The sequence below is a fragment of the Variovorax beijingensis genome, assembly GCF_007828835.1.
Taxonomy (GTDB): domain Bacteria; phylum Pseudomonadota; class Gammaproteobacteria; order Burkholderiales; family Burkholderiaceae_C; genus Variovorax; species Variovorax beijingensis_A.
Genome location: NZ_VIVL01000003.1, coordinates 371266 through 396673, shown reverse-complemented (window position 1 = coordinate 396673; position 25408 = coordinate 371266). Strand labels below are relative to the sequence as shown.

The 25408-nt window shown below is 68.6% G+C and carries 22 protein-coding genes; 6 read left to right on the top strand and 16 right to left on the bottom strand.

Annotation, left to right across the window (positions count from 1 at the left end; genetic code table 11):
- Positions 1-45 precede the first annotated feature (45 nt).
- Positions 46-1917: a potassium transporter Kup gene (locus FB547_RS12395; RefSeq protein ID WP_145742605.1), complete on the top strand. Its 1872-nt coding sequence runs from the start codon at positions 46-48 to the stop codon at positions 1915-1917.
- 39 nt (positions 1918-1956) lie between these two features.
- On the opposite strand, the gene FB547_RS12390 is transcribed toward FB547_RS12395, so the two are convergent.
- The 3 genes from FB547_RS12390 to FB547_RS12380 form a co-directional block, all read right to left on the bottom strand.
- Positions 1957-2724 carry a GntR family transcriptional regulator gene (locus FB547_RS12390; RefSeq protein WP_145742603.1) on the bottom strand — a complete coding sequence of 256 codons (768 nt, stop codon included), beginning with the start codon at positions 2722-2724 and terminating at the stop codon, positions 1957-1959.
- Between the two features lie 62 nt (positions 2725-2786).
- A complete protein-coding gene (locus FB547_RS12385) occupies positions 2787-3710 on the bottom strand; it encodes a polysaccharide deacetylase family protein (protein WP_145742601.1) in 924 nt (307 codons plus the stop codon).
- Positions 3711-3720: 10 nt separating this feature from the next.
- Positions 3721-4161 carry a nuclear transport factor 2 family protein gene (locus tag FB547_RS12380; RefSeq protein WP_145742599.1) on the bottom strand — a complete coding sequence of 147 codons (441 nt, stop codon included), beginning with the start codon at positions 4159-4161 and terminating at the stop codon, positions 3721-3723.
- Between the two features lie 172 nt (positions 4162-4333).
- On the opposite strand from FB547_RS12380, the gene FB547_RS12375 reads away from it, so the two are divergent.
- Positions 4334-5599 carry a benzoate/H(+) symporter BenE family transporter gene (locus FB547_RS12375; RefSeq protein ID WP_145742597.1) on the top strand — a complete coding sequence of 422 codons (1266 nt, stop codon included), beginning with the start codon at positions 4334-4336 and terminating at the stop codon, positions 5597-5599.
- Complete coding sequence (gshB, locus tag FB547_RS12370) at positions 5596-6552, top strand: glutathione synthase (RefSeq protein WP_145742595.1); 957 nt, start codon at positions 5596-5598, stop codon at positions 6550-6552. The genes FB547_RS12375 and gshB overlap by 4 nt, the downstream gene beginning before the upstream one ends.
- Here gshB and FB547_RS12365 read toward each other — a convergent pair.
- The 5 genes from FB547_RS12365 to FB547_RS12345 form a co-directional block, all read right to left on the bottom strand.
- Positions 6512-7810, bottom strand: coding sequence for a PepSY-associated TM helix domain-containing protein (locus tag FB547_RS12365; RefSeq protein ID WP_145742593.1), 1299 nt, complete (start codon positions 7808-7810; stop codon positions 6512-6514). The two genes, gshB and FB547_RS12365, sit on opposite strands and share 41 nt — an antisense overlap.
- On the bottom strand, positions 7810-10077 hold the full coding sequence (locus tag FB547_RS12360) for a TonB-dependent receptor (protein ID WP_145742591.1): 2268 nt from the start codon (positions 10075-10077) through the stop codon (positions 7810-7812). The genes FB547_RS12365 and FB547_RS12360 overlap by 1 nt, the downstream gene beginning before the upstream one ends.
- 137 nt (positions 10078-10214) lie before the next feature.
- Complete coding sequence (locus FB547_RS12355; protein ID WP_145742589.1) at positions 10215-10982, bottom strand: class II glutamine amidotransferase; 768 nt, start codon at positions 10980-10982, stop codon at positions 10215-10217.
- 50 nt (positions 10983-11032) lie between these two features.
- A complete protein-coding gene (locus FB547_RS12350) occupies positions 11033-12172 on the bottom strand; it encodes an ABC transporter substrate-binding protein (protein ID WP_145742587.1) in 1140 nt (379 codons plus the stop codon).
- Positions 12173-12244: 72 nt separating this feature from the next.
- Complete coding sequence (locus tag FB547_RS12345) at positions 12245-13729, bottom strand: DHA2 family efflux MFS transporter permease subunit (protein WP_145742585.1); 1485 nt, start codon at positions 13727-13729, stop codon at positions 12245-12247.
- Between the two features lie 131 nt (positions 13730-13860).
- Between FB547_RS12345 and FB547_RS12340 the strand changes: the two genes are divergently transcribed.
- Positions 13861-15168 (top strand): putative zinc-binding metallopeptidase, encoded by a 1308-nt coding sequence (locus FB547_RS12340; protein WP_145742583.1) that lies wholly within the window; start codon positions 13861-13863, stop codon positions 15166-15168.
- On the opposite strand, the gene FB547_RS12335 is transcribed toward FB547_RS12340, so the two are convergent.
- The 6 genes from FB547_RS12335 to FB547_RS12310 form a co-directional block, all read right to left on the bottom strand.
- Positions 15159-15389, bottom strand: coding sequence for a cysteine-rich CWC family protein (locus tag FB547_RS12335; RefSeq protein ID WP_145742581.1), 231 nt, complete (start codon positions 15387-15389; stop codon positions 15159-15161). The two genes, FB547_RS12340 and FB547_RS12335, sit on opposite strands and share 10 nt — an antisense overlap.
- Before the next feature lie 4 nt (positions 15390-15393).
- Positions 15394-16650 (bottom strand): 6-phosphofructokinase, encoded by a 1257-nt coding sequence (locus FB547_RS12330; RefSeq protein ID WP_145742579.1) that lies wholly within the window; start codon positions 16648-16650, stop codon positions 15394-15396.
- A 46-nt stretch (positions 16651-16696) separates the two neighbouring features.
- Positions 16697-17860 (bottom strand): acyl-CoA dehydrogenase family protein, encoded by a 1164-nt coding sequence (locus FB547_RS12325; RefSeq protein ID WP_145742577.1) that lies wholly within the window; start codon positions 17858-17860, stop codon positions 16697-16699.
- Positions 17861-17864: 4 nt separating this feature from the next.
- Positions 17865-18671 carry an enoyl-CoA hydratase-related protein gene (locus tag FB547_RS12320; RefSeq protein ID WP_145742575.1) on the bottom strand — a complete coding sequence of 269 codons (807 nt, stop codon included), beginning with the start codon at positions 18669-18671 and terminating at the stop codon, positions 17865-17867.
- Positions 18671-19849 (bottom strand): acetyl-CoA C-acetyltransferase, encoded by a 1179-nt coding sequence (locus FB547_RS12315; RefSeq protein WP_145742573.1) that lies wholly within the window; start codon positions 19847-19849, stop codon positions 18671-18673. The genes FB547_RS12320 and FB547_RS12315 overlap by 1 nt, the downstream gene beginning before the upstream one ends.
- Positions 19850-19982: 133 nt before the next feature.
- The gene (locus FB547_RS12310; protein ID WP_145742571.1) at positions 19983-20303 is read right to left on the bottom strand and encodes a DUF2917 domain-containing protein; all 321 of its coding nucleotides are present in this window, start codon (positions 20301-20303) and stop codon (positions 19983-19985) included.
- A gap of 82 nt (positions 20304-20385) precedes the next feature.
- Here FB547_RS12310 and FB547_RS12305 point away from each other — a divergent pair, with 82 nt between their 5' ends.
- Together FB547_RS12305 and FB547_RS12300 are read left to right on the top strand one after the other, a co-directional pair.
- Positions 20386-21312 (top strand): LysR substrate-binding domain-containing protein, encoded by a 927-nt coding sequence (locus FB547_RS12305; RefSeq protein ID WP_145742569.1) that lies wholly within the window; start codon positions 20386-20388, stop codon positions 21310-21312.
- Between the two features lie 297 nt (positions 21313-21609).
- Positions 21610-21828, top strand: coding sequence for a hypothetical protein (locus FB547_RS12300; protein WP_145742567.1), 219 nt, complete (start codon positions 21610-21612; stop codon positions 21826-21828).
- An 18-nt stretch (positions 21829-21846) separates the two neighbouring features.
- Here FB547_RS12300 and FB547_RS12295 read toward each other — a convergent pair whose 3' ends face one another.
- Positions 21847-23085 (bottom strand): MFS transporter, encoded by a 1239-nt coding sequence (locus FB547_RS12295; RefSeq protein ID WP_145742566.1) that lies wholly within the window; start codon positions 23083-23085, stop codon positions 21847-21849.
- 110 nt (positions 23086-23195) lie between these two features.
- Complete coding sequence (locus tag FB547_RS12290; RefSeq protein ID WP_145742564.1) at positions 23196-25370, bottom strand: malate synthase G; 2175 nt, start codon at positions 25368-25370, stop codon at positions 23196-23198.
- Positions 25371-25408: the final 38 nt, after the last annotated feature.

Sequence of the window (25408 nt, the reverse complement as noted above, 5' to 3'; positions counted from 1 at the left end):
ACGTCTGGTTACGCGCGAGCAACCTCCCTTTTTCCCATCGACTTCGTGTCACCTCCCAAATCCACTTCCGCCGCCGCCTTGATCATCGGCGCCATCGGTGTCGTCTATGGCGACATCGGCACCAGCGTGCTGTATGCAGTCAAGGAAGTGTTCGGCCACGGCCACCTGCCGTTCACTGTCGAAAACGTCTACGGCATCCTTTCGATGTTCTTCTGGACGCTCACCGTCATCGTGTCGATCAAGTACGTGGTGCTGGTGCTGCGCGCCGACAACGAAGGCGAGGGCGGCCTGGTCGCCATGCTGGCGCTGGCCTCGCGCGCGGTGGCCGACAAGCCCAAGCTGCGCCACGTGCTGCTGCTGGTGGGCATCTTCGGCACCTCGCTCTTCTATGGCGACGGCGTCATCACGCCGGCCATCTCGGTGCTTTCGGCGGTCGAAGGCCTCGAAGTGGTGTCGCCCCACTTCAAGCACTATGTGCTGCCGGTCACGCTGGTGGTGCTGTTCGGCCTCTTCGTGGTGCAAAAGCGCGGCACGGCGGGCATCGGCAAGTTCTTCGGGCCCATCACGCTCGCGTGGTTCCTGGCGATTGCGGTGCTCGGGGTGTCGCAGATCCTGCACCACCCTGAAATCCTCAAGTCGCTGAACCCCTGGTTCGCCCTGAAGTTCATGTGGGACAACCCGGGCACCAGCTTCATCCTGCTGGGCGCCACGGTGCTGTGCGTGACGGGCGCCGAGGCGCTCTACGCCGACCTGGGCCACTTCGGCAAGCGTCCGATCCGCGTGGCCTGGTTCACGGTCGTGATGCCGGCGCTCACGCTCAACTACTTCGGCCAGGGCGCGCTGCTGCTGGAGAACCCCGAGGCCGTGAAGAACCCGTTCTTCATGATGGCGCCCGAATGGGCGCTCGTTCCGCTGGTGCTCCTGGCCACGGCAGCCACGGTCATCGCGTCGCAGGCGCTCATCACGGGCGCCTTCAGCGTCACGCGCCAGGTCATCCAGCTGGGCTACCTGCCGCGCCTGAACATCGAGCACACGAGCGTGCGCACGGCGGGGCAGATCTACATTCCGCTGGTCAACTGGGGGCTGTTCGTGGCCATCGTGCTCGCGGTGGTCATGTTCCGCTCGTCGAGCAGTCTGGCCGCGGCCTACGGCATTGCCGTGACCACCGACATGCTGATCACCACGATCCTGACCTTCTTCGTGATCCGCTACGCCTGGAAGCTGCCGCTGGTGCTGTGCATTGCGTCGACCGCGGTGTTCTTCGTGGTCGACTTCCTGTTCTTCGCGTCGAATCTGCTCAAGCTGTTCGAGGGCGGCTGGTTCCCGCTGGTGATCGGCGGCGCCGTGTTCACCCTGATGATCACCTGGAAGGAAGGCCGCCGCCTGATGGGCGAGGTGCAGCGCGCCGATGCGATCGAACTGAAGGCCTTTCTCGATTCGGTGTTCGAGAGCCCGCCCGCGCGCGTGGACGGCACCGCGGTGTTCCTCACCGCGGAACCCGGCGTGGTGCCCAATGCGCTGCTGCACAACCTCAAGCACAACAAGGTGCTGCACGAGCAGAACATGTTCGTGACCGTGCGCAACCACGAAGTGCCCTGGATCCCGATGGACAAGCGCATCGAGATCGAGGCGCTCGGCCACCATTGCTGGCAGGTCATCGTGCACTATGGCTTCAAGAACGATGTCGACCTGCCGCGGGCGCTCGACAACGCGCGCATGCGCGGCTGCCAGCTCGAGCCGATGACGACGAGCTACTTCCTCTCGCGCGACGTCGTCATTCCCACGCTGGGCAGCGGCATGGCGCCGTGGCGCGAGAAGCTGTTCGCGCAGATGCACCACAACGCGAGCGGCGCTGCCGCGTTCCTGGGGTTGCCGAACAATGCGGTGGTGGAGCTGGGCTCGAAGATCGAGATCTGACCGGCGGCGGCCCGCGCAGCCGCCGGCCCCTGCCCCGCCTCAGCCCAGTCCCAGCATCTGCCCCAGGCTGCGCTGCGAAGCGGGCCTGTCGAGGGCGATGTTCTTCTCGAGCACCAGCAGGTGCTCTTCCATCAGGCGCACGGCCTCGTCCGAATTGCCGCGCGCAATGGCATCGACCACGTCCGCATGCTCGCCATGTTCGCACGATGCATTGCCGGGCGGTTCGTAGAGCGCCACGATCAGCGAGCAGCGCGACATGAGTTCGGTCAGGTAGCGTTCCAGGATCGGATTGCGCGCGAGCTTCGCCACGCGCAAATGAAAGGTGCTGGCCAGGCGCGCCCACTCGGGCTGCGCGTAGCGGTGCATCGCCGCATGCTCTTGCTTCAGGTGGCGCCGCAGTTCGGCGATTTCGGCGCGCGTGGCGTTGCGCACGGCCATGCGCACCAGCGCGGCCTCGAGCGCGCGGCGCGCCTCGAAGATCTGCCGCGTTTCCTCGGGCGAGGGCATGGCCACGATGGCACCGCGGTTCGGACGCAGTTCCACGATGTGGTCGTGTGCGAGCCGCTGGAGCACCTTGCGCACCAGCGCGCGGCTGACGCCGAACAGCTCGCACAGCGACGCCTCCGGCAGCTTGGTGCCGGGCGCGAGGCGCTGGTTGGTCACGCCTTCGAAGACCGAGCGGTAGATGCGTTCCTCGATGTCGCCGTGGTCGTCGTTCTTCGCCGCGGCACCGTCGGTGGGCGGCAGCTTGCGCCGGGCGGGGCGCGGCGCGATGGCGGGCTTGGATGGCGAGGATGAGCGGGGCATGGAGCAGGCGATGGGGGAACCCGCCCATTATCGAACGCGTGCGGCGTGCATCCGGCTGCTCATCAGATGAACTCCGCGGGCCGTTGCGCTGCAAGCTGCTGCACGTGCGATGCGATCCTGCCCGGCGTGGTGAGCCAGATGTCGCCGCGGTCGCGCCCGCGTGCCAGGTGCGTCAGCGCCGTGCGCAGGTGGCGCAGCCGATAGGGCTGCCCGACGATGTAGGGATGCAGCGCGAGGCCCATCACCAGCGGCTGCGCGCGCGACTGTTCGAGCATCTCGTCGAAGTTGTCGACCACCATCGCGCTGAAGTCCCTGGCGTCCATGAGGCGCCCCACGATCATCGGAATGTCGTTGAGCTCCTGCGGATACGGCACCGACCAGATCGAGCCGCCGCCGCGCGTGCGCATGAGCACCGGCTGGTCGTCGTGGCACCAGTTGAGCGTATAGCCGTAGCCGGTCTCGGCCAGCAGGTCGGGCGTCACGGCGCTTTCCGAGATCCACGGCGACAGCCATCCGGCCGGCGCCTGGCCGCTCTCGCGCCGCATGCGTTCGCGGCAGCCTGAGAGCAATGCGCGTTCGTGCGCCTCGTCCCATGCGCCCTGGCGCTCCGCGTTGCTGTGGCCGTGGCCGATCAACTCGTCGCCGCGCGCCACGCAGGCCTGCACCAGTTCCGGGCAATGGTCATAGAGCGCCGTATTGACGAGCGCGCCCGCCGGCAGCGCCAGCGCGTCGAACAGTTCGAGGCAGCGCCAGGCGCCCACGCGGTTGCCGTATTCGCGCCAGCCGTGGTTCAGCACGTCGGGCTGCGGCGAGGCCGGGCCGATGCAGGCGCCCAGGCCGTCGCCGAAGGCGAAATGCTCGATGTTGAAGCCGATGTACACGGCCAGCCGTGCGCCGTTCGGCCACGCGTAGTCGGGCCGGCGTGTGATGGGGCTGTAGTCGAAGCGGCCGTGCGTGGGCAGCCGCTCGGGCCAGCGTGCAGTCATGCGCCCGCCCTCACAGCACCGCCAGCCCGGCGCGCACCAGCAGCCATTCGGCGCTGTCGTTCCACACGTCCATCCGGCTGATGAGGCCGTAGCGCACCACGTAGCGGTCGACGTAGCGATTGCCCTCGAAGGCGGTTCCGTCGGGCCAGGCGCCGTACAGCGTGCCCAGGCTGTAGACCACCGTTTCATCGGGCGTGCCGCCGGCCACCACTTCGGTGCGTTCGATCTTCTTCTTCACCCAGGCGTAGCGCTTCGCATTGAAGGCCGAGGTGTCGCCGGGCGCCCGCATCTCGCGGTTGCCGGTGAAGCGGATGCGGATGTCGGGCGCGGTGAAGCGCGACGCCGATTGCGGGTCGGGAATCATCACGAGACGAAGGAATTCGTCGACCACTTCGGCGGGCGTGGAAGGGCCCGGCAATGGTGGCGCATCGGAGGAGGCAGGCGTGTTCATGGGTTCTCCAGCATGTGGGCCATGGCGGTGCATGGCGGGAAGCACGACGGTGCTGCAGCAATTCTCGTGCCGATTGTCGACGTTAATTTATGAAAATTGTCGACAATCAATGGGCGCGCCGGCGGACCCTGGAGGCTGGGCGGGCCCACGGCGTCCCCGGCACAATCGCCCGATGCGTTTCTTCAAGGATCTGAGCCTATCGGCCTTCACCGCGGGCTTCGTCGCGGTGCTCGTGGGCTTCACGAGCTCGGTGGCCATCGTGTTCCAGGCCGCACAGGCCTTTGGCGCCACGCCCGAAGTCTCGGCTTCGTGGATGTGGGCGCTGGGCATCGGCATGGGCCTGCCTTCCATCGTGCTGTCGCTGTGGTGGCGCAAGCCGGTGATGATCGCCTGGAGCACGCCGGGCGCCGCGGTGCTCGCCGTGGCGGCCGGCAGCTATGGCATGGGCGAGGCGGTCGGTGCCTTCATCGCCTGCGCCGCGCTGGTCGTGCTGGCGGGCGCGACGGGATGGTTCGAGCGCGTGATGAACCGGATCCCGATGGCCATCGCCGCCGCGCTGCTGGCCGGGGTGCTCGCGCGCTTCGGCCTCGACGCGTTCATCGCCGCGAGAACCGCGCTGCCGCTGGTGCTGCTGATGCTCGGCACCTACCTGGTGGCCAAGCGCCTGCTGCCGCGCTATGCAGTGCCGCTCACGCTGCTGGCCGCCTTCGCCTTCGCGGCGGCGCGCGGCGAGATGAGCGTGTCCGCAGTGCAGTTCTCGCTCACCTGGCCGGTGTTCACCATGCCCGTCTTCAGCTGGCAGGCCATCGTGAGCCTGGCGCTGCCGCTCTTCATCGTCACCATGGCCTCGCAGAACCTGCCGGGCGTGGCCACCATCCGCGCCGCAGGCTACGGCGACCTGCCGATCAGCAAGCTCATCACGTTCACCGGGTTGACAACGCTGGTGCTCGCGCCCTTCGGCGCCTTTGCCTTGAACCTGGGCGCGATCACCGCCGCCATCTGCATGGGCCGCGAGGCGCACGAGGACCCGGCGCGCCGCTACACGGCCGCGGTGAGCTGCGGCGCCCTCTACGTGCTGATCGCCTTCTTCGGCGCGGCGGTCACCGGGCTGCTCACGGCCTTTCCGAAAGAACTGGTCGCCGCCATTGCCGGCCTGGCGCTGCTGGGCACCATCGGCAGCGGGCTGGCCGCCGCGGTGCGCGACGAGCCGCACCGCGAGGCCGCGGTCATCACCTTCCTGGTCACGCTCTCGGGCGTGGCCATCGCGGGCATCGGCTCGGCCTTCTGGGGCGTGGTGGCGGGCGCGCTCGCGCTCGCGGTGCAGCAGGCCGGGCGCGCAAAGGCCTGCGCCGGCAAGGGCATCGCCGCTTCCGGCAACATCGCGCCAGACAGCAGCAACATGGCGGCCACCTCTGGCGCCGGAAAGACTCCCAGATGAAAAACATCCTCTTCGTCGCCGATCCGCTCGATCACTTCAAGATCTACAAGGACACCACCTTCTCGATGATGCGCGAGGCCCAGCGCCGCGGACACCGCATCGCGGCCTGCCTGCCGGAAGACCTGCAGTGGGTGTCGGGCGGGCTGGTCACGGCCAACGTGCAGCAGATCACGCTCACCGGTGACAGCAAGGCCTGGTACCGCGAGGACATCCGCGAGTCGAAGGCGCTGAAGGACTTCGACGCGGTGCTCATGCGCAAGGACCCGCCCTTCGACGCCGAGTACATCTACGCCACCCACCTGCTCGAGCAGGCCGAGCGCGAAGGCGCACGCGTGGTCAACAAGCCGCGCGCGCTGCGCGACCACCCCGAGAAGCTCGCGATCATGGAGTTTCCGCAGTTCACCACGCCCACGCTGGTCACGCGCAGCGCGCAGGCCGTGCGCGACTTCCATGCCGAGCACGGCGACATCATCCTCAAGCCGCTCGACGGCATGGGCGGCATGGGCATCTTCCGCGTCAGGCAGGACGCGCTGAACCTCGGTTCCATCGTCGAGACGCTCAACAAGAACGGTGCCGAGACCATCATGGTGCAGCGCTTCGTGCCCGACATCGTGCAGGGCGACAAGCGCATCCTGATCATCGCGGGCGAGCCGGCGCCGTTCGTGCTGGCGCGCATTCCGCAGGGCTCCGAAGTGCGCGGCAACCTGGCGGCCGGCGGCAAGGGCGTGGCGCAGCCGCTCACGCCGCGCAACCGCGAGATCGCCGAGACCGTGGGCCGCGCCCTCGCGCCGCGCGGGCTGCTCCTGATCGGGCTCGACGTGATCGGCGATTCGGTCACCGAAATCAACGTGACCAGCCCGACCTGCTTTCAGGAGATCACCGAGCAGACCGGCTTCGATGTGCCGAAGATGTTCATCGATGCGCTTGAAGCGCATCTGGCCGCACTGCGCTGAGCTCCTTCGGTGCCAGCTCGCGCTGGCGGCGCACCTGCACCAGCCGCGCGCGCCGCTTGCGCCACCAGATCACGATGCCCGTGATCGAAAGGCCCGCCACCGCGAGCCCCATGAGCGACATCAGGATGCGCCCCGGCAGCCCGAGGATGCGGCCGCCATGCAGCGGCAGCTGCAGCTGCGCGAACACGTCGGCCGCGGTGCCGTGCCAGGGCCGGTTGCTGCTGATGACGCGGCCGTCGCGGCCGTCCAGGTAGAGGTTCGACAGGCCCATGCCGTCGCTGCTGTCGTGCGTGGCATGGTCGAAGAACGACACGTTGTAGAAGCCGCCGCGCTGGTTGTAGAACACCCCGCCGAGCGGCGTGGTCCAGCCGCGCCGCCGCGCCTCGGCCTCGGCGTCGGCAACGATCTGGCGAAATCCGATCGTGGGCTCGATGCGCGTGCCCAGCGGTGCGAGCGGCACCAGCGCCGACGGGCCCGGCGTGGTCTTCGAGACCAGCGACAGCATCGGATGGAAGATCTCCTTGTAGAGATTCAGCGAGAACGAGGTGAAGGCGATGACGATGATCAGCGCCCACATCCACAGCCCGCCCGCGCGGTGCAGGTCGAAGTTGAGCCGGTAGCCGCCGGCCGCCCAGCGCACGGCCCAGGCCGGCTTCCAGCGTTTCCACCATTCGCGCGGGCCGCGGTGCTCGGGGTGCGCGGCACGGCGCTGGCGGCGTGGTGTCGTGAGATACAGCGCAACGCAGCTGTCGAGCAGCCACACCAGCGCCACGCCGCCCATGATCCAGTAGCCCAGCCGGTCGGTGCCCCAGACGGCCGGCACGTGCAGCATGTAGTGCAGCTTGCGCAGGAAGGGCATCAGCGTCTCGGGCTTGAGCGAGATGGCGCTCGCGTCGCGGCGGCCGCGCACCTCGGCCGTCACCGGATCGACGAACACCTGGTTGTAGCCGAGCCGGAAGGGCTTGCCGGTGGCGGGGTCGGTGCGCGGCTGCACGAAGTAGCGGGCGGTGTGGCCCTCTTCGAAACCCAGCGGCAGGTACGCGACCCGCGCGCGCGGGTCGTGGGCCTCGACCGCGGCCACCAGGTCGAAGGGATCGCGGAACGGCCCGCGCGAGGCGGTGTCGTAGAGCTTGCGGTTGAGCCAGCCGTCGATCTCGTGGTCCCACGAGATGACGGCGCCCGTCAGCCCCGAGACGACGAGGAACAGGGCCACCGCCAGTCCCGCCCAGCGGTGCACGGCGGTCGCGAAGGCGCGCATCAGAATTCGAGCGTGGCCGACAGGTTGAACGTGCGCGGGGCGCCGAGCACCAGGTAGCCGGAGCCGGGATAGCCGCCGACCGAGGACCAGTAGTTGCGGTCGGCCAGGTTCTCGATGCGCGCGCGCAGGGTGAGCAGCTTGCCGCTCACTTCGGTCACGTAGCGTGCGCCGATGTCCATGCGGGTCCAGCCCGGCACGCGCAGCGTGTTGGCGGCATTGGCGTAGCTCGATCCGCTCGCCACCACGCGGCCGTCGAGCGAGAGGCCCGGCACGCCCGGCACGTCCCACTCGACGCCGATGCTGCCCTGCGCCCTGGGCACGCCGATCACGCGCTTGCCGTCCGTGACGCTGCTGCCCGTGTCCTTCTGCCTGGCGTCCAGCCAGGTCACGCCGCCCAGCAGCCGCAGGCCCTTGCTGACCTGGCCGAAGACGCTGAGCTCGGCGCCCTGGTGGCGGTCCTTGCCATTCGCGGAGAAGTAGTTGCCCTGCACGAAGGCGCGCGGCTTCTCGGTGGAGAAGAAGGCGAGCGTGCCGCCGACCTGGCCGGCGTCGTACTTGATGCCGACCTCCTTCTGCTTGGAGACGTAGGGGCGCAGCTGCTGGCCGGCATTGAGCACCGGCTGGCCGCCGGACTGCGCGGGCGCGGTTTCGCCCTGCGCCAGCCCTTCGATGTAGTTCGCATAGACCGACAGCCGGTCGTTGGCCTTGAACACGAGGCCCGCCAGCGGGCTGGTGCGGCTCTGGTCGTACGAGGTGACGGTGCCGCCGGCGGCGGTCTGGAGGCCGCTGCTCACGACGCGGTAGCTGATGTCGCTGGTCTCGATCGTCTGGTGGCGCGCGCCGAGCGTCAGGCGCAGGCGGTCGTCCATGAAGGACAGCGTGTCGCCGATCGCCAGGCTCTTGAGCGTGGTGGTGCCGTTGAGCGCGGGGTTGGCGAGGTCGTTGCCCAGGTAGGTCAGCGCCGGCGGGAAATAGCTGCGCGGATAGTAGATGCCGGTGTTGAGCGTGCCGCCGGCGCCCAGGCCCATGCCGTAGGCGTTCTTCTTCTCGAGATCGAAATAGGAATAGCCCAGCACCCATTCGTGGCCCACGCTGCCGGTGCGCAGCTTGCCGCGCACGCCGATCTCGGCCGTCTTGACCTTGTCCTCGCGCGTGTTGTCGAAGCGGGTCATCGTGGCCGCTCCCGTGACGCCGTTGGAGACCGTCGGGCCCGCGAGGGAATTGTTCTCGTAGCTGCTGCGCGCGCCGGCGGCGGCCCAGGCCGTGATGTCCGGCGTGATGTCGTACTCGCCGCGCACCGAGCCGAAGGTGTCGCGCTCGTAGGAATAGGTCCAGGGCTGCGCGAAGTTCGTGCTGTTGTCGGGCGCCCTGGGCACCACCGTGACGCCGCTGCCGAGCGTCACGTTGGGACGCGTGTTGCGCAGGCGGTGCTCCTGGTGGCCGATGTCGGCCGAGATGCGTGCGTCGCGGCTGCGCCAGTCCAGGCCCACCGAGAGCACGTCGAGCTTGACGCCTTCGCCGTCCACGCCGGTGCCGCCGTCGCGGTGCGCGGCGTTCAGGCGCACGCCCACGCTCTGGTCGGGGCCGAAGCGGCGCGCGATGTCGGTCGCGGCATAGGCCTGCGAGCCGCTGGCTGTGCCCAGCGTGATCTGCGTGAGCGCATCGTTCGGCGCGCGCTTGGGCAGCAGGTTGATGTTGCCGCCGATGCCGCCGCCCGAGGGCGTGGCGCCGTTCAGGAATGCGCTCGCACCGCGGAACACCTCCACGCGCTCGAACAGTTCGGACGAGATGTACTGCCGCGGCAGCAGGCCGTAGAGCCCGTTGTAGGCGATGTCGTCCGAATTGACGATGAAGCCGCGGATGAAATACGACTCCTGGAAGTTGCCGAAGCCGCGCGCCACGCGCACCGTCGGGTCGTTCTGCAGCACGTCGGCCACGCTCCTGGCCTGCTGGTTCTGGATCAGCTCGTGGGTGTAGCTGGTGCTGGAGAACGGCGTGCTCATCATGTCCTGGTTGCCCAGGATGCCGACGCGGCCGCCGCGCGCCACCTGGCCGCCCGCGTAGGGCTTGGTCAGGCCCTCGGCCGAGGCGTCGGCGCTGGCTTCGACGGTGACGGTGGCCAGCGTGCCGTTCGATGACGGCGAGGCTGCCGGCGCTGCGGGCGCCGGCTGTGCCGGGGTGGTCTGTGCAAGGGCTGCCACGGCGTGAAGCGCGAGCAGCGAGGCGGCCACGGTCGGGCGAAGCCGGAGAAACGGAGCAGCGGACATGGAACGGTTCAATCTGTAATACAAATGAGAACCGTTATTATTCGATAACAAAACCCATGATTTCGAAACTTTCCCGCAATGTTGCGGAAAAGTGTCAGATAAAAGTTGTCAGGCGGGGCGGCTGAGCGGGGCCCGGTTCAGAACGCCGCCAGCTGCCCGTCCACGAACACGTGCAGCTCGCCCGGCGCGAAGGCCGTCCAGCTTTCGTTGGTGGTGAGCGGCGCGGTCACGACCACTGCCACACGGTCGTTTGGCGTGGTGTGCTGGGCGAAGTCGATCTCCAGGTCTTCGTCCGACAGCTGCGCCGTGACGAAAGGATGGCGCCGCTCCACGTACCAGAGATGCGTGGAGGCATGGGCCCAGAGCGCCTGGCCGTTCGACAGCATGAAGTTGAAGGTGCCGTGGCCCGCAAGCTGCGGCGCCAGTTCGCGTAGCGTGAGCGTGAGTTCCTCGATGCTCGGCACGCCCGCATGCGACTTGGCCAGCTCCTGCATGATCCAGCAGAAGGCGTGCTCGCTGTCGGTGTTGCCCACCGGGTGGAAGTTGCCGTGCAGGCGCGGTCGGAAATCCTTCAGGTCGCCGTTGTGGGCGAACACCCAATAGCGGCCCCACAGCTCGCGCACGAAGGGGTGGCAGTTCTGCAGGTTGACGGCGCCCTGCGTGGCCTTGCGGATGTGCGCAATGACGTTGCGGCTCTGGATCGGGTAGCGCCGGATCAGCTCGGCCACCGGCGACTCGCTCGCGGGCATGTGGTCGACGAAGTGGCGCAGCCCGCGGTCCTCGAAGAAGGCGATGCCCCAGCCGTCGGCATGGTGGTCGGTGCGGCCGCCGCGCTGCGCGAAGCCCGTAAAGCTGAAGGTCACGTCCGTGGGCGTGTTGCAGTTCATTCCAAGCAGTTGGCACATGGCGCTATTAGAGCGCGAGCGCCGCCCGCCCGGCGAACCCGTGCGCCCGTTCAGCGCACGAAGCGGCCTTCGGGCGTGACGCGCACCATCTCGATGAAGCGCGAGCCGGCATTGGCGCCGGTCGAGAAGTCGATATCCATGCCGGCCAGGCGCAGCCTGAGGGCGCGCAGCGTCGCATGCAGGCGGGCGCGCGTCAGGTCGCGGCCGGTGCGCTTGAGCGCCTCGATCATCACCAGCGCGTTCAGGTAGCCCTCGAAGCTGCCGTAGCCCACCGGCACCTGCGCGCGCTCGGCCAGGCGGCGGTAGTCGCGCGTGACGGATTCCACCTCGCCCCAGGGATAGGGCATGACCTGCGAGATGGCCAGGCCGCTGGCCTGCAGCTGCACCACCTTGGCCGTGACCTCGCCCGGCACGATCGACATGCCATAGAACATCGGCTTGCTGCCGGACCCGTAGGTCGCCTTGATCACCTCGCCGGCCACGGTGCCGGCCAGGTACATCAGCACCGCCTGGGACTGGCTGTCGGCCAGCGTCTTGCCGGCGGCGGCGGAGGTCGAGCCATCGCCCTTCACCGACACCACCAGCGCGGGCGCCTGCTTGTGCGTGGCCATGGCCGCCTCGATCAGCTTCACCGCCTCGACGCCGCCGGGATTGTCCAGGTGGGCGATCGCGATCTTGTTCACGCCGATGGTCGACAGGTGCTCGACCAGCGCCTGCGCCTCGCGTGCATTGCTGGCGCGCACGAAGTAGGCCGAACCCGCCACGCGTTCGCGTGCGCTGTCGCCCACGCCGTAACCGCCGACGCTGGGCGCGCCGCTTTGCTGCAGCAGCTTGGCCGCGGCGGCCGTGGTGCCCGAGCCCACGCAGCCGAAGAAGGCGAACACGCGATGGTCGTTCAGCAGCTTGCCGTAGTTTTCGACCGCCTTCTCGGGCTTGAGCTCGTCGTCCAGCGCCACCAGCTTGATCTTGCGTCCGCCTACGCCGCCCTGTTCGTTGACGGCGTCGAAGGCCAGCGCGGCGCCGTTGTGCACGACCTTGATCTGCGAGCCGAGCGGACCGCTCAGCACGGCCGAGCTGCCGAGCACGATTTCGGTGTCGGTCACCCCGGCCTCGGCGGCCTGCGCGGAGGAGAGATGGGCCAGGCCCGCTGCGAAAACGGCCGTTCCGGCGACAAAACTTCTGCGTTGCATGAAACCCATCCCATCATTAGCTAACAAATGCTAACAATTAGAAACGATGGGTGCTTAAGTATTACTAAGTGCTTACCCTTGCGGGGCGGGCTGCCGAAGCTGCCAGGCCGCGCAGATGGCCAGCGCGCACAGCCCGGCCAGCATCAGGAAGACCTCGTCGAAGGCCGCCAGCCGCGCGGGGCTGCTGGCAGCATTGGCCAGCGAATCGCCATGCGCCGCCAGGCGCCACTCGAGCACGATGGCGCACAGGCTCACGCCGGCCGCGCCGCCCAGCATGCGCAGGAAGTTGATCGCGCTGGCGCCCTGCGGAATCAGCGGCTTGGCCAGCGGCCGCATCGATCCGAGGTTGAGCGACGGCAGGATGAAACCCAGCCCGATGCGCCCGATGACGGCAAACGCCACCAGCAGCCAGAGCGCGCTGTCGAGCCGCAGCACCACCATCAGCGCGAACGAAGCCGCCAGCAGCACCAGCCCGATGCTCACCAGCATCCAGGTCGGCTGCCGGTCGGCCAGCCGGCCCACGCCGGCAATGGTCAGCGCCAGCACGATGCCCGCCGGCAGCAGGATGGTGCCCACGTGCGATGCAGACAACTGCAGCCCGACCTGCATGTACACCGGCAGCAGGTAGGTCGAGCCGAACAGCGCCGTGCCGTAGATGAAGGCGACCACGCTGCCCATGGCGAACTGGCGGTACTGGAACAGCGCCAGGTTCATCAGCGGTTCGCCGCCGCCGGCTGCGTAGCGGCGCTGCCACCAGACGAAGGCGCCAAAGGCCAGCACCGCGGCCGCCAGCAGCAGGCCGGCCTGCGCCGGCGAATCGCCGCGCAGCTCGACCAGGCCGTTCAGCAGGCAGAGGGTGCCCACCGTGCCCAGCGCGAGGCCGCGCCAGTCGAGCCCGCTGCCGCGCGAGGCCGCCACGCCGCCGGGCGCCGTGGTGGGCACGAACCTGTAGGCCAGCCAGAGCGAGGCCAGGCAGAACGGCACCACCATGAAGAAGATCGAGCGCCAGCCGAACAGGTCGACCAGCACGCCGCCGATGCTCGGGCCGATGGCCGGCGCCAGCACCACGCCCATGCCGAAGATGCCGCTCGCCCGCCCCTGCTCGTGCGGCTCGAAGGCGCGCAGGATGATGATGGCCGGTATGGGCTGCACCACGCCTGCCGCCAGCCCTTCGGCCACGCGCGCCAGCAGCACCAGCGAGAAGTTGTTGGCCAGCCCGCCCGCAATGCCGCCCGCGAGCAGAAGCACCATGGTGCCCGCGTAGGTGCGGCGGTAGCCGTAGCGCGACAGCAGCCAGGGCGTGGTCAGCATCGAGACCGTCATGGCCACCATGAAGCCCGAGCTCACCCACTGCGCGCGCTCCTGGCCCAGCGAGAAATGATGGCTCATGCCCGGGATCGCGACGTTGACGATGGTCGAGGACATGATCGACGCCATCACCCCCACCATCACCGAGAGCAGCAGGTACCAGCGGTAGCGCGGGCCGTAGCGTTCGCGCAGGGTGCCGATGGAAGGCGGGGCCGGCGAAGCGGCTTCGGGCTTGGGAGTGGTGGTCATGGGCGGTGGCCCCGGCTTCTCTTGTTGCGGGTCCGTCGTCCTACAAGCATATCGGGCTTTGCGCGGCGGGTCCGGCGCCTGCGCGTCCCACAATGCACCGCTGCCCCGCACTGCCTTCCCAGAACAATGAAATGAATACGCCAACTGATCCCGCCGGCGCTCCCGAACCGGGCGCGGCCTCCCACCTTGCCTCCGAGCTCGCGGCACCGACGGTGAGCCGCGCCTACCGTTGCCAGTGCGGCCGGCCGGTGTTCCTGCGCAACAGCCAGTGCCTGGCCTGCCGCACGCCGCTCGGCTATGTGATCGAGCGCCTGGGCGTCGTGCCGCTGGCGCCCGTCGAGGCCGAGGACAAGGCCGGCGACAACGACGAGGCCGACGGCGCCGAGCCCGAGCTCTTCACCGTGTTCGGCAATCCGGACGGCAAGAGGTACCGCCGCTGCGCCAACCTCATGACCGCCGCCAGCTGCAACTGGATGGTGCCGGCCCCGCGCGAGGGGGACGAGCCCTCGTTCAACACCGACGGCCTCGCGCCCGGCTTCTGCCTGGCCTGCAGCGTCACCCGCACCATCCCAGATCTTTCGGTGGAAGGCAACGGCGAGCTCTGGCGCAAGCTCGAGCATGCGAAGCGCAGGCTCATCTCGCAGCTGCTGGCACTCGGGCTGCCGGTGGTCAGCCGCCATGCCGATCCGGTGCACGGGCTGGCTTTCGACTTTCTGGGCAACATGCCGGGCGGCCCGCATGTGATGACCGGGCATGAACAGGGCGTGATCACCCTCAACGCCGAAGAGGCCGAGGACGCGGTGCGCGAGCGCATCCGCGCCGAGATGCGCGAGCCCTACCGGACGCTGCTCGGGCATTTCCGCCACGAGGTCGGCCACTACTACTGGGACCTGCTCGTGCAGCCCACGCCCTGGCTCGACGAGTTCCGCGCGCTCTTCGGCGACGAGCGCGCCGACTATGCCGCGGCGCTCCAGCGGCACTACGACCAGGGCCCGCCGCCCGACTGGGCCAACCGCTTCGTGAGCAGCTACGCAAGCATGCACCCCTGGGAAGACTGGGCCGAGACCTGGGCGCACTACCTGCACATGGCCGACACCACCGACACCGCCATGAGCTTTGGCGTGGACGCCACCAACGTCGAACTCACCAGCGACCTGTTCACCACGGACGACCTGTGGCAGCCCGAGCATCCCGGCGCTGCCAGGTTCCTGGATTTCCTCAACGGCTGGGTGCTGCTCACCAACGTGCTCAACGAGCTTTCGCGCAGCATGGGCCAGCCCGACTACTACCCCTTCGTGCTGCCGCGCGTGGCCGTCGGCAAGCTGCAGTTCATCCATTGCGTGATCACGCAGCAGCGCGACCGCACGGGCGACGCAATGGCGCCGGCGCAGATACCGCCGCAGGCCCAGAGCCAGCAGCAGGACGCCGCTCAGTCCTGAAGAGGCTCGGCGGGCACTCCCGCGGCGCAGCGGGCGCACATGCAGGCCTTGCCGCGCGATGCCGGGGGCAGGGCCGCAAACGGTGCCTTGCCGAAGTCGGCCGCCATGCACCAGCAGGGCGGTTGCGGCTGGCCGGTTGCGCGCGCGGTTTCCATCGCGCAGCGGTTCTGTTCGCCACACAGCGGACAGCGCGTGGTGTCGATGACGGTGGCTGTTTCCATCGCGTCAGGCGAGCTCGAAGGCCGGCAGCTTCCTGGGCACGGCCACGTTGCGCAAGGTGGCGTACACCGGCAGGCCGTTGCGGTAGGCGGGATAGTCCTCGCCTTCGATCAGCGGCAGCAGGTAGCGCCGGCACTGGTCTGTGATGCCCCAGCCGTCGTCCGAGATGAAGTCGCGCGGCATCGGCTTTTCGACGTTCGCCACCGCATCGAGCGGGGCGCTGCCGATGCGGTAGGTGTAGGGCGCATCGGAAGTGCGCTCGATGGTCGGCATCACCGCGTTGCGGCCCTCGAGCGCGAGCTCGACCGCGCGCTGCCCCAGCTCATAGGCCTGCCGCACGTCGGTGGCCGAAGCAATGTGCCGCGCCGCGCGCTGCAGGTAGTCGGCCACCGCCCAGTGGAACTTGTGGCCCAGCGCCTCCTTGACCATCTGCGCCACCACCGGCGCCGCGCCGCCGAGCTGCGCATGGCCGAAGGCGTCGCGCGTGCCCTGCTCGGCCAGGAAGCTTCCGTCAGGGTAGTGGCAGCCCTCGGACACCACCACCGAGCAGTAGCCGTGCTGCTTCACCAGTTCGTCCACGCGCGCGAGAAAGCGCGCCTTGTCGAACTCGATCTCGGGGAACAGCACCACCACCGGAATGCCATGGTCGGCCACCAGCCCGCCGGCCGCCGCGATCCAGCCCGCATGGCGGCCCATCACCTCGAGCACGAACACCTTGGTGGAAGTGGCCGCCATCGAGCGCACGTCGAACGAGGCTTCGAGCGTCGACACCGCCACGTACTTGGCCACCGAGCCGAAGCCCGGGCAGCAGTCGGTCAGCGGCAGGTCGTTGTCGATGGTCTTGGGCACGTGGATCGCCTGCAGCGGATAGCCCATCGACTGCGACAGCTGGCTCACCTTGAAGCAGGTGTCGGCCGAGTCGCCGCCGCCGTTGTAGAAGAAGTAGCCGATGCCGTGCGCCTTGAACACCTCGATGAGGCGCTCGTACTCGCGCCGGTTCTTCTCGAGCGACTTGAGCTTGTAGCGGCACGAGCCGAACGCGCCCGAGGGCGTGCTGCGCAGAGCCGCGATGGCTTCGGCCGGCTCGGCGCCGGTGTCGATCAGCTCCTCGGTCAGCGCGCCGATGATGCCGTTGCGCCCGGCGTAGACGTTGCCGATGCGGTCCGGGTGTTTTCGTGCCGTCTCGATCACGCCGCAGGCCGACGCATTGATGACCGAGGTGACGCCGCCCGACTGGGCGTAGAAGGCGTTGAGGATGGGCATGCGGCCATTCTCCCGCAGCCTCAAGTCGGGCGCCAGGGGTTCTGTTTCAGCGCCCGCCGAGGCCCATCGCCCGCGTGATCACCTCTTTCATGATCTCGTTCGTGCCGCCATAGATGCGCTGCACCCGCGCATCGGCATAGGCGCGCGTGACCGGGTACTCCCACATGTAGCCATAGCCGCCGTGCAGCTGCACGCAGGCGTCCATCACCTTGCACTGCAGGTCGGTGGTCCAGTACTTGGCCATGCTGGCGGTAGCGGTATCGAGCTTCTCGGCCATCAGCAGCTCGATGCACTTGTCGACGAACACCTGCGCCACCTGCACCTCGGTCTGCAGCTCGGCGAGCGTGTAGCGCGTGTTCTGGTAGCTGCCCACCGGCTGGCCGAACACCTTGCGCTCCTTCACATAGGCCACCGTCTGGTCGATGGCGGCCTGCGATGCGGCCACCGCGCTGATCGCGATCTGCAGCCGCTCCCACGGCAGCTGCTCCATCAGGCAGACAAAACCGCGGTTCAGCTGCGCCGCATCGCCGAGCAATGCGTCGGCCGGCAGCCGCACGTCGTTGAAGAACAGTTCGGAGGTGTCCTGCGCCTTCAGCCCGAGTTTCTTGAGCCGCTTGCCCTTCTCGAAGCCCGGCATGCCGCGCTCGACCAGGAACAGGCTGGTGCCCTTGGCGCCTGCGGCCGGGTCGGTCTTGGCCACCACGATCACGAGGTCGGCATGCCAGCCGTTGGTGATGAAGGTCTTGCTGCCGTTGAGCAGGTAGCTGCCGTCGGCCTGCTTCAGCGCGCTGGTCTTGACCGCCTGCAGGTCGCTGCCGGCGCCGGGCTCGCTCATCGCGATGGCGCCGACCATCTCGCCGCTCGCAAGCTTTGGGAGGTAGCGCTGCTTCTGCGCCTCGGTGCCGTAGCGCAGGATGTAGGGCGCCACGATCTCGCTGTGCAGCCCGAAGCCGATGCCCGTGAAGCCGCGCGCCCAGAGCTCCTCGAACTGGATCACCGAAAAGAGCAGGTCGGCGCCCGCGCCGCCGTAGGCCTCGGGCAGCGCCATGCAGAGAAAACCGTTCTCGCCGGCCTTGGACCAGACGGCGCGGTCCACGTAGCCCTGTTCTTCCCACGCCTCGTGGAAGGGCGCGATCTCCTTGTCCATGAAGCGGCGGAAGCTGTCGCGGAAGGCCTCGTGGTCGGCGCTGAAAAGCGTGCGTTCGATCATGGCCTCAGCGCCCGGGGAAGCTTGGAGGGCGCTTCTGCAGGAAGGCGCTCACGCCTTCGCGGAACGTGGGACGGTCGATCAGTTCGCGCTGGCGTTCGCTTTCGTAGTGCAGCTGCTCGGCCAGCGTGTGGCGCTCGGCGGCTTCGAAGGCTTCGCGCGCCTCGACCACCGCATGCGCCGGCAGCCGGGCGAGCCGCTGCGCGATCGCGCGTGCTTCTTCCAGCAGCTGTTCGTCGTCGGCGCAGGCCCAGATCAGGCCCCATTGCACGGCGCGAGCGGCGCTCAGGCGCTCGTCGAGCAGCGCCATGCCCATCGCACGCGCCCTGCCGGCGCGCCTCGGAATGGCCCAGGTGCAGCCCAGGTCCGGCACGATGCCGAGCTTGGGCAGAAAAGGCAGGTAGAAGTAGGCGCTGCGCGCGGCAATCGTCACGTCGGCCGCCAGTGCCAGGCCCGCGCCGGCACCGGCTGCGGCGCCGTTGACGGCTGCCACCACCGGCACGGGCAGCGTGCGCAGCGTCTCGATCAGCGGGTTGCTGAGCGACTGCATCCACTCCGCGGTTTGCGCGCCGAGCGACTTGCCTTCTTCGCCGGGTGCCATGGCGCTGAGGTCCGCGCCCACGCAAAAGGCCTTGCCGGCGCCGGTCAGGATCACGGCGCGCACCGCGCGGTCGCCGCGGATGCGCTCGAGCGTGTCGCGCAGTTCGACCTGCAGTTCGCGCGCAATCGGGTTCAGCTTGGCCGGCAGGTTCAGCGTGAGCGTGGCAATGCCGTCGGCCAGCTCGTAAAGCACATAGGGCTGCTGTGCGGTCATCAGAGCCTCTCCACGATGGTGACGTTGGCCATGCCGCCGCCTTCGCACATCGTCTGCAGGCCGTAGCGCTTGCCGCGCCTGCCCAGCGCGTGGACCAGCGTGGCCATGAGCTTGGTGCCCGAGGCGCCCAGCGGATGGCCGAGCGCAATGGCGCCGCCGTTCACGTTGAGCCGCGCCGGGTCGGCGTCCAGCGCCTCCAGCCAGGCGATGGGCACGGGCGCGAAGGCTTCGTTCACTTCATAGAGGTCGATGTCCTGGATGCGCATGCCGGCCTTCTTGAGCGCGCTCAGCGTGGCGGGCAGCGGCGCTTCCAGCATGATCACCGGGTCGTGCCCCATCACGCTCATGTGGTGGATGCGCGCGAGCGGCTTCACGCCCAGCGCCTTGAGGCCGCGTTCGTTCACCACCAGCACGCCGCTCGCGCCGTCGCAGATCTGGCTCGCGGTGGCGGCGGTGCAGCGGCCGCCCTCGGCAATCAGCTTGACGCCCGCGATGCCTTCGAGCGTGGCATCGAAGCGGATGCCTTCGTCCACCGTGTGCTGCTCGCCCGTGCCGCGGCCGTCGGCCTGCAGGATCTCGATGGGCACGATCTCGTCGTCGAACGCGCCCGCGCGCGTGGCGGCCATGGCTCGGCGGTGGCTTTCGAGCGCATAGCGGTCGAGCGCATCCTTGTCGATGCCGTAGTTGGCCGCGATCATCTCGGCGCCGGCGAACTGGCTGAACTCCACGCCGGGGTAGCGCCTCTTCATGGCCGGGCTCATGTAGGTGCCCAGGCCCGCCTTGGCCGGCAGCGCGTTGGGCGTGAACATCGGCACGCGCGTCATGCTCTCGACGCCGCCCGCAATCACCGCATCCATGGCGCCCGACATCACGGCCTGCGCCGCGAAATGCAGCGCCTGCTGCGACGAGCCGCACTGCCGGTCGACCGAGGTGCCCGGCACCGATTCGGGCAGCTTCGACGCCAGCACCGCATTGCGCGCCACGTTGGTTGCCTGCTCGCCCACCTGGCTCACGCAGCCGAGGATCACGTCCTCCACCGCGGCCGGGTCGATGCCGCTCTTCGCCACCAATGCGTCGATCACCTGCGCCGCCAGGTCGGCCGGATGCCAGCCCGCGAGCTTGCCGCCGCGCCGGCCGCCGGCCGTGCGCGCGGCGGCGACGATGTATGCCTCTGCCATGGTCATGTCCCTCTAGAAAAGAAAACAGCGCGGACCATGCGGCGCCCACCGCAAAAAAGCCGCCCGTCACGGCGGCGGCGTTCGGTGCAGGGGAGGTCCATGGCATCGAGGTTCGATGCCGGGGCCGCTCAGGTCAAGCCGGGGACAACCCGAGCGGCAGCAGTCGCCAAGGCGACCGGCGCCGCGCCGGCGCGGGCAGCGGCATGGCCGCGGGCTGCGCGTCCGAGACCGTGATGCACGAGGCCTCCAGCGCCGAGACCAGCACGCGCCGGTGTTCGGTGCTCTCGAAGCGTTCGCCCGGCGCAAGCACGATGTCGCGCGGGTCGCGGTCGAGCGTCACCCAGACCGAGCCGCTGCGGCATTCGATGCCCACGCCGGCGCCATCGGGCACGGCAAAGATGGAACGGGTCGGCAGGCTGACTTGAAAGCGGGAAGAAAGAGGCTGGGTGCTCATGGCAAGCTCCATTGCATTCGTGATACGAATGAATATAGTGAGTTGACCCCGCTCTTACACACGGTCGTTTGGAACTCGTTGCATGCATCCAGAGAATGCGAAAGCCTCCGTGGGCGAACTGCCGCCGCTCGAGCTGCTGCGCAGTTTCGAGGCCGCGGCGCGCCGGCTGAGCTTCACGCTCGCGGCCGGCGAACTGCACCTGACCCAGTCGGCCGTGAGCCGGCAGATCCAGCAGCTCGAAGCCAGCCTGGGCGTGCTGCTGTTCGAGCGCCGGCACCGCGCGCTGGCGCTCACCGAGGCGGGCGGCGTGATGCAGCGGGCCGTGACCGACAGCCTGGAGCGCCTGCGCGACGCCACGGCCCGGGTGCGTGCCAGCTCTGCGCCGCGCCAGGTGGCGATCACCACCACGCCGGGTTTCGCGTCGCTCTGGCTCATTCCGAAGCTGGCGCGCTTCACCGGCAGCCATCCCCAGGTCGACGTGCGCGTGTCGGCCACGCTCGACGTGCTGGACCTGGAGAGCAGCCGTCTCGACCTGGCGGTGCGCTTTGCGCCGATCGGCCGCGGCGCCGGCCCGGCGCTGTTCGAGGAATCGGTGATCCCACTGTGCTCGCCGCAGCTCGCGGCCTCCCTGCGCACGCCCTCGGATTTCGCGAACCTCACGCTGCTGACGGTGGAGTACCCGGACCACAGCGAGGCCCCCACAGCCGATTGGGAACCCTGGCTCAAGGTGATGGGGCTCGATGACCTGCGCATGAAGAGCACGCTGCGCTTCACCCAGTACGCCGATGCGGTGGCCGCCGCGGTGGCGGGGCAGGGCGTGGTGATCGGCCGGCTGCCGCTGCTGCGCGAGCTGGTGCGCGACGGCCGGCTGGTGGCGCCGCTGGGCGAGGGCGCGGCCTCGCATCGCGGCTATTTCATCGAGGCCTCGCGCCGTGCCGCGGGCAATCGCGACGCACAGGAATTCGCGCAATGGCTGCGCGACGAAGCCGAGGCGGCGCAGCGGAGCTGACGGATTTGCGCGAAGCGAGGCGTGGGCTCTGCGCCACAGGCGCACGCGCCGCGCTTGCACACAGCGTGCGTGCTCGCCAGAATCCGCCCTTCGTTTTTCAGCAACAGTTTTTTATCCGCGCCTGGCGACGACCAACCTCCCGGGCGACACAACCACTCAATGAACCGTTTCCTGAACACCTGACCCGCACACCGACCGCCCCGGCCGGATGTGCATCCACGCATCCGCCGAGGCCCATCGACAAAGGCCCCGCGCAGCCATTCGCCGGGGCTTTTGCATTTTTTGGAGTGTGCGCACATGAGTGCTCAACGAAAGGCCCGCGACGACGACAAGCGTCTGGGCCGGTTCTATTTTTCGGTGCCGAACGCGGCACCTCGCAATCCCGTGGTGGCCGCCATCGCGCGAGGCGAATCCAACCAGAAGGCGGGGCGCCATCTGCGCACGCACCGCGCGGAGCGGCGCGCGCAGAAGGTCGCGTTGCAGAAGGCCGCGCGCGGCTTGGCGCGGGAGGGCTGACGATGCGCGAAGACATGCTCAGGGCCGCGCGGATGCGAGGCTCGTGCCTTCGTGTGCACGCGGCAGCAACAGGAACGCCAGCGTGCCCACCGCCAGCATGGCCGTGATCGTGAGGAACACCGCGCGGAACGGCTCCACGCCGTTCGACGCGGCCCACGATGCGGCCACGCCCGTGGTCCACTGCATCAGCGACACGCCGAGGAACATCGCCATGTTGAGCAGCGACAGCGCGCGTCCCGTCATGGCCGCCGGATAGGCGGCGCGCGTGTACGAATACTGCAGCACCGAATAGCCAGAGAGCAGGCCGTAGAGGATCGGCAGGCCGATGTCGACGGCGAGCGAATGCGTGAGTGCCATCAACGCGAACATCACCGCGGCCGCGAACGCGCAGCCCGTGAGCCAGCGGCCGCGCCGCGCGCCGCCCGGGTCGAGGCGGCCGAACATTGCGGGGCTGATCATGCCCGCGATGGTCATCACCAGCGCCACGTTGCCGCTGCTGACCAGCGACAGCCCGTGGCGGTCGTGCAGCACGGGGCCGAGCCAGAGGCCGCGCAGGGTGATGAACGCGGCATACGACACGCAGGCAAAGCACAGCAGGCCCAGCGTGTGCGGCATGGCAAAGAGCGGCAGCAGTTCGCGCACGGCCTTGGCGAGCGTCTGGCGTTCGTGCGGCGCCGCGCGCGGCGGCTCGTGCACGCGCCAGAACACGAAGCCCCACGACAGCACCGCGAAGCCCGCGAGCAAGGCGTAGCCCGCGCGCCAGCTCGCGGCTTCGATCAGCAGCGCGAGCGGCGTGCCGGTGAACAGGATGCCGAGCCCCGCCATGCTCATCACGAGGCCCGACATGGCCGTGAAGCGCGCGGCCTCGAAGTGCCGCGCGATGAACACGGTGCAGGCGAGAAAGGCCGGCGCGCAGCCGACGCCGATCATGGCCTGCCCGAGCAGCAGCGCATGGAAGCTGGGCGCCGCTGCGCACAGCACCGCGCCCGCAATGGCAAGCGGAAAGGCCGTGAGCACCGTGCGCCGCACGCCGTAGATGTCGATCGACACACCCATCGCGAGCTGCGTCGCGCCGAACATGAAATGGAAGGTGCCGGCCCACAAGCCCAGCGCCTGGGCCGTGAGGCCGAAATGCTGTGCGAGCGGCGTGGCCATCATCGCGCCGACGGTGCGAAAGGCCTGGCTCAGCGCGAAAGCGGAGGCCAGCACGATCAGCATCGATGTGGCCGAACGTGCCGAAGCGGGGGAGAGGGTCATGGGAGAGGCGCAGCGCTGGAGACGGAGGCAGCACGGATCCTAACGGCATGCCAAAGAAAAAAACGGCGCCTCGGGCGCCGTCGTTTTCAAGAGCCGATGCACGGCCGCGGTCAGGCCTCGCCCTTCACCTTCAGCCGCCACGCATGCAGCAGCGGCTCGGTGTAGCCGCTGGGCTGCTCGATGCCCTTGAACACCAGGTCCTGCGCCGCCTTGTACGCGGCCGAGGTGTCGAAGTGGCCGGCCATCGGCTGGTACACCGGGTCGCCGGCGTTCTGTTCGTCGACCACCTTGGCCATGCGCTGGAAAGTCTGGTCGACCTGTTCCTTCGTGACCATGCCGTGCAGCAGCCAGTTGGCGATGTGCTGGCTCGAGATGCGCAGCGTGGCGCGGTCTTCCATCAGGCCCACGTTGTGGATGTCGGGCACCTTGGAGCAGCCCACGCCCTGGTCGATCCAGCGCACCACGTAGCCGAGGATGCCCTGCACGTTGTTGTCGATCTCCTGCTGCTTCTCGGCTTTGGTCCAGTTGGCGGCGGGTGCAATGGGCACCTGCAGCAGCGCGTTCAGGATGTTGTCGCGTTCCGCGTCGGCATCGATCTTCTCGAGCTCCTGCTGCACGGCCGTCACGTTCACCTGGTGGTAATGCAGCGCATGCAGCGTGGCGGCGGTGGGCGAGGGCACCCAGGCGGTGTTGGCGCCGGCCTTGGGGTGCGCGATCTTCTGCTCGAGCATGGCGGCCATCAGGTCGGGCATGGCCCACATGCCCTTGCCGATCTGCGCCTTGCCGCGCAGGCCGCACGAGAGGCCGACCAGCACGTTGTTCTTCTCGTAGGCGCCGATCCACGCGCTGGACTTCATGTCGCCCTTGCGGATCATCGGGCCGCCGTGCATGGCGGTGTGCATCTCGTCGCCGGTGCGGTCGAGAAAACCGGTGTTGATGAAGGCCACGCGCGCGGCGGCCTCGGCAATGCAGGCCTTGAGATTCACGCTGGTGCGGCGCTCCTCGTCCATGATGCCGAGCTTCACGGTGTTGGCGGGCAGCCCGAGCAGCTGCTCGACGCGGCCGAACAGCTCGCTCGCAAAGGCCACTTCGGCCGGGCCGTGCATCTTGGGCTTGACGATGTAGATGCTGCCGGTGCGCGAGTTGCCCTTGCGCTTCAGGTCGATCATCGCGATGGTGGTGGTGACCACCGCGTCGAGGATGCCTTCGGGAATTTCCTTGCCGCCCGCGTACAGCACGGCCGGGTTGGTCATCAGGTGGCCCACGTTGCGCAGGAACATCAGCGAGCGGCCGTGCAGCTTCACGGGCTTTCCGTCGGCGCCGGTGTATTCGCGGTCGGGGTTGAGGCCGCGCGTGAAGGTCTTGCCGCCCTTGGCGACTTCTTCCGTCAGCGTGCCCTGCACGATGCCGAGCCAGTTCGAGTACGCGACCACCTTGTCGGCTGCGTCGACCACGGCCACCGAGTCCTCGAGGTCGAGGATGGTCGAGAGCGCGGCTTCGAGCACCAGGTCGCTCACGCCGGCCGCGTCGCCCTTGCCGATGGGCGTGCTGCGGTCGATGCGGATGTCGAGGTGGATGCCGTTGTGCTTGAGCAGCACCGACGACGGCGCAGCCGCATCGCCCTGGTAGCCGACGAACTGCGCGGGGTCGGCCAGGCCGGTGCTGCTGCTCTGCAGCGCGACGACGAGCTTGCCGTCCTTCACGCTGTAGCCGGTGGCCATCTTGTGCGAGCCGTTTTCCAGCGGTGCGGCCTGGTCGAGCACGTTGCGCGCGTATTCGATCACCTTGGTGCCGCGCACGGGGTTGTAGCCCTTGCCTTTTTCGGCGCCACCGGTTTCGGGAATGGCGTCGGTGCCGTAGAGCGCGTCGTACAGCGAACCCCAGCGTGCGTTGGCGGCGTTGAGCGCATAGCGGGCGTTCAGGATGGGCACCACCAGCTGCGGCCCGGCCTGCAGCGCGAGCTCGGAATCGACGTTCGCGGTGGTGGCCTTCACGCCCTGGGGCTGCGGCAGCAGGTAGCCGGTCTTCTCGAGGAAGGCGCGGTAGGCCGGCATGTCGGTGATGGGACCAGGGTTCTTCTTGTGCCAGGCGTCGAGCTCGCTCTGCAGGCGGTCGCGCTCGGCCAGCAGCGCGATGTTCTTCGGCGCGAGGTCATGGACGATGGCGTCGAAGCCTTTCCAGAAAACCTCGCTGGCCACGCCGCTGGCGGGCAGGACCTTGTCCTCGATGAAGCGGTGAAGCTCGGTCGCAACCTGGAGGCCGTGGGTGGTGGTGCGGGCGGTCATGTTTTTCTCTCCTTGAGAACGGTGCAATGCTGAATGAA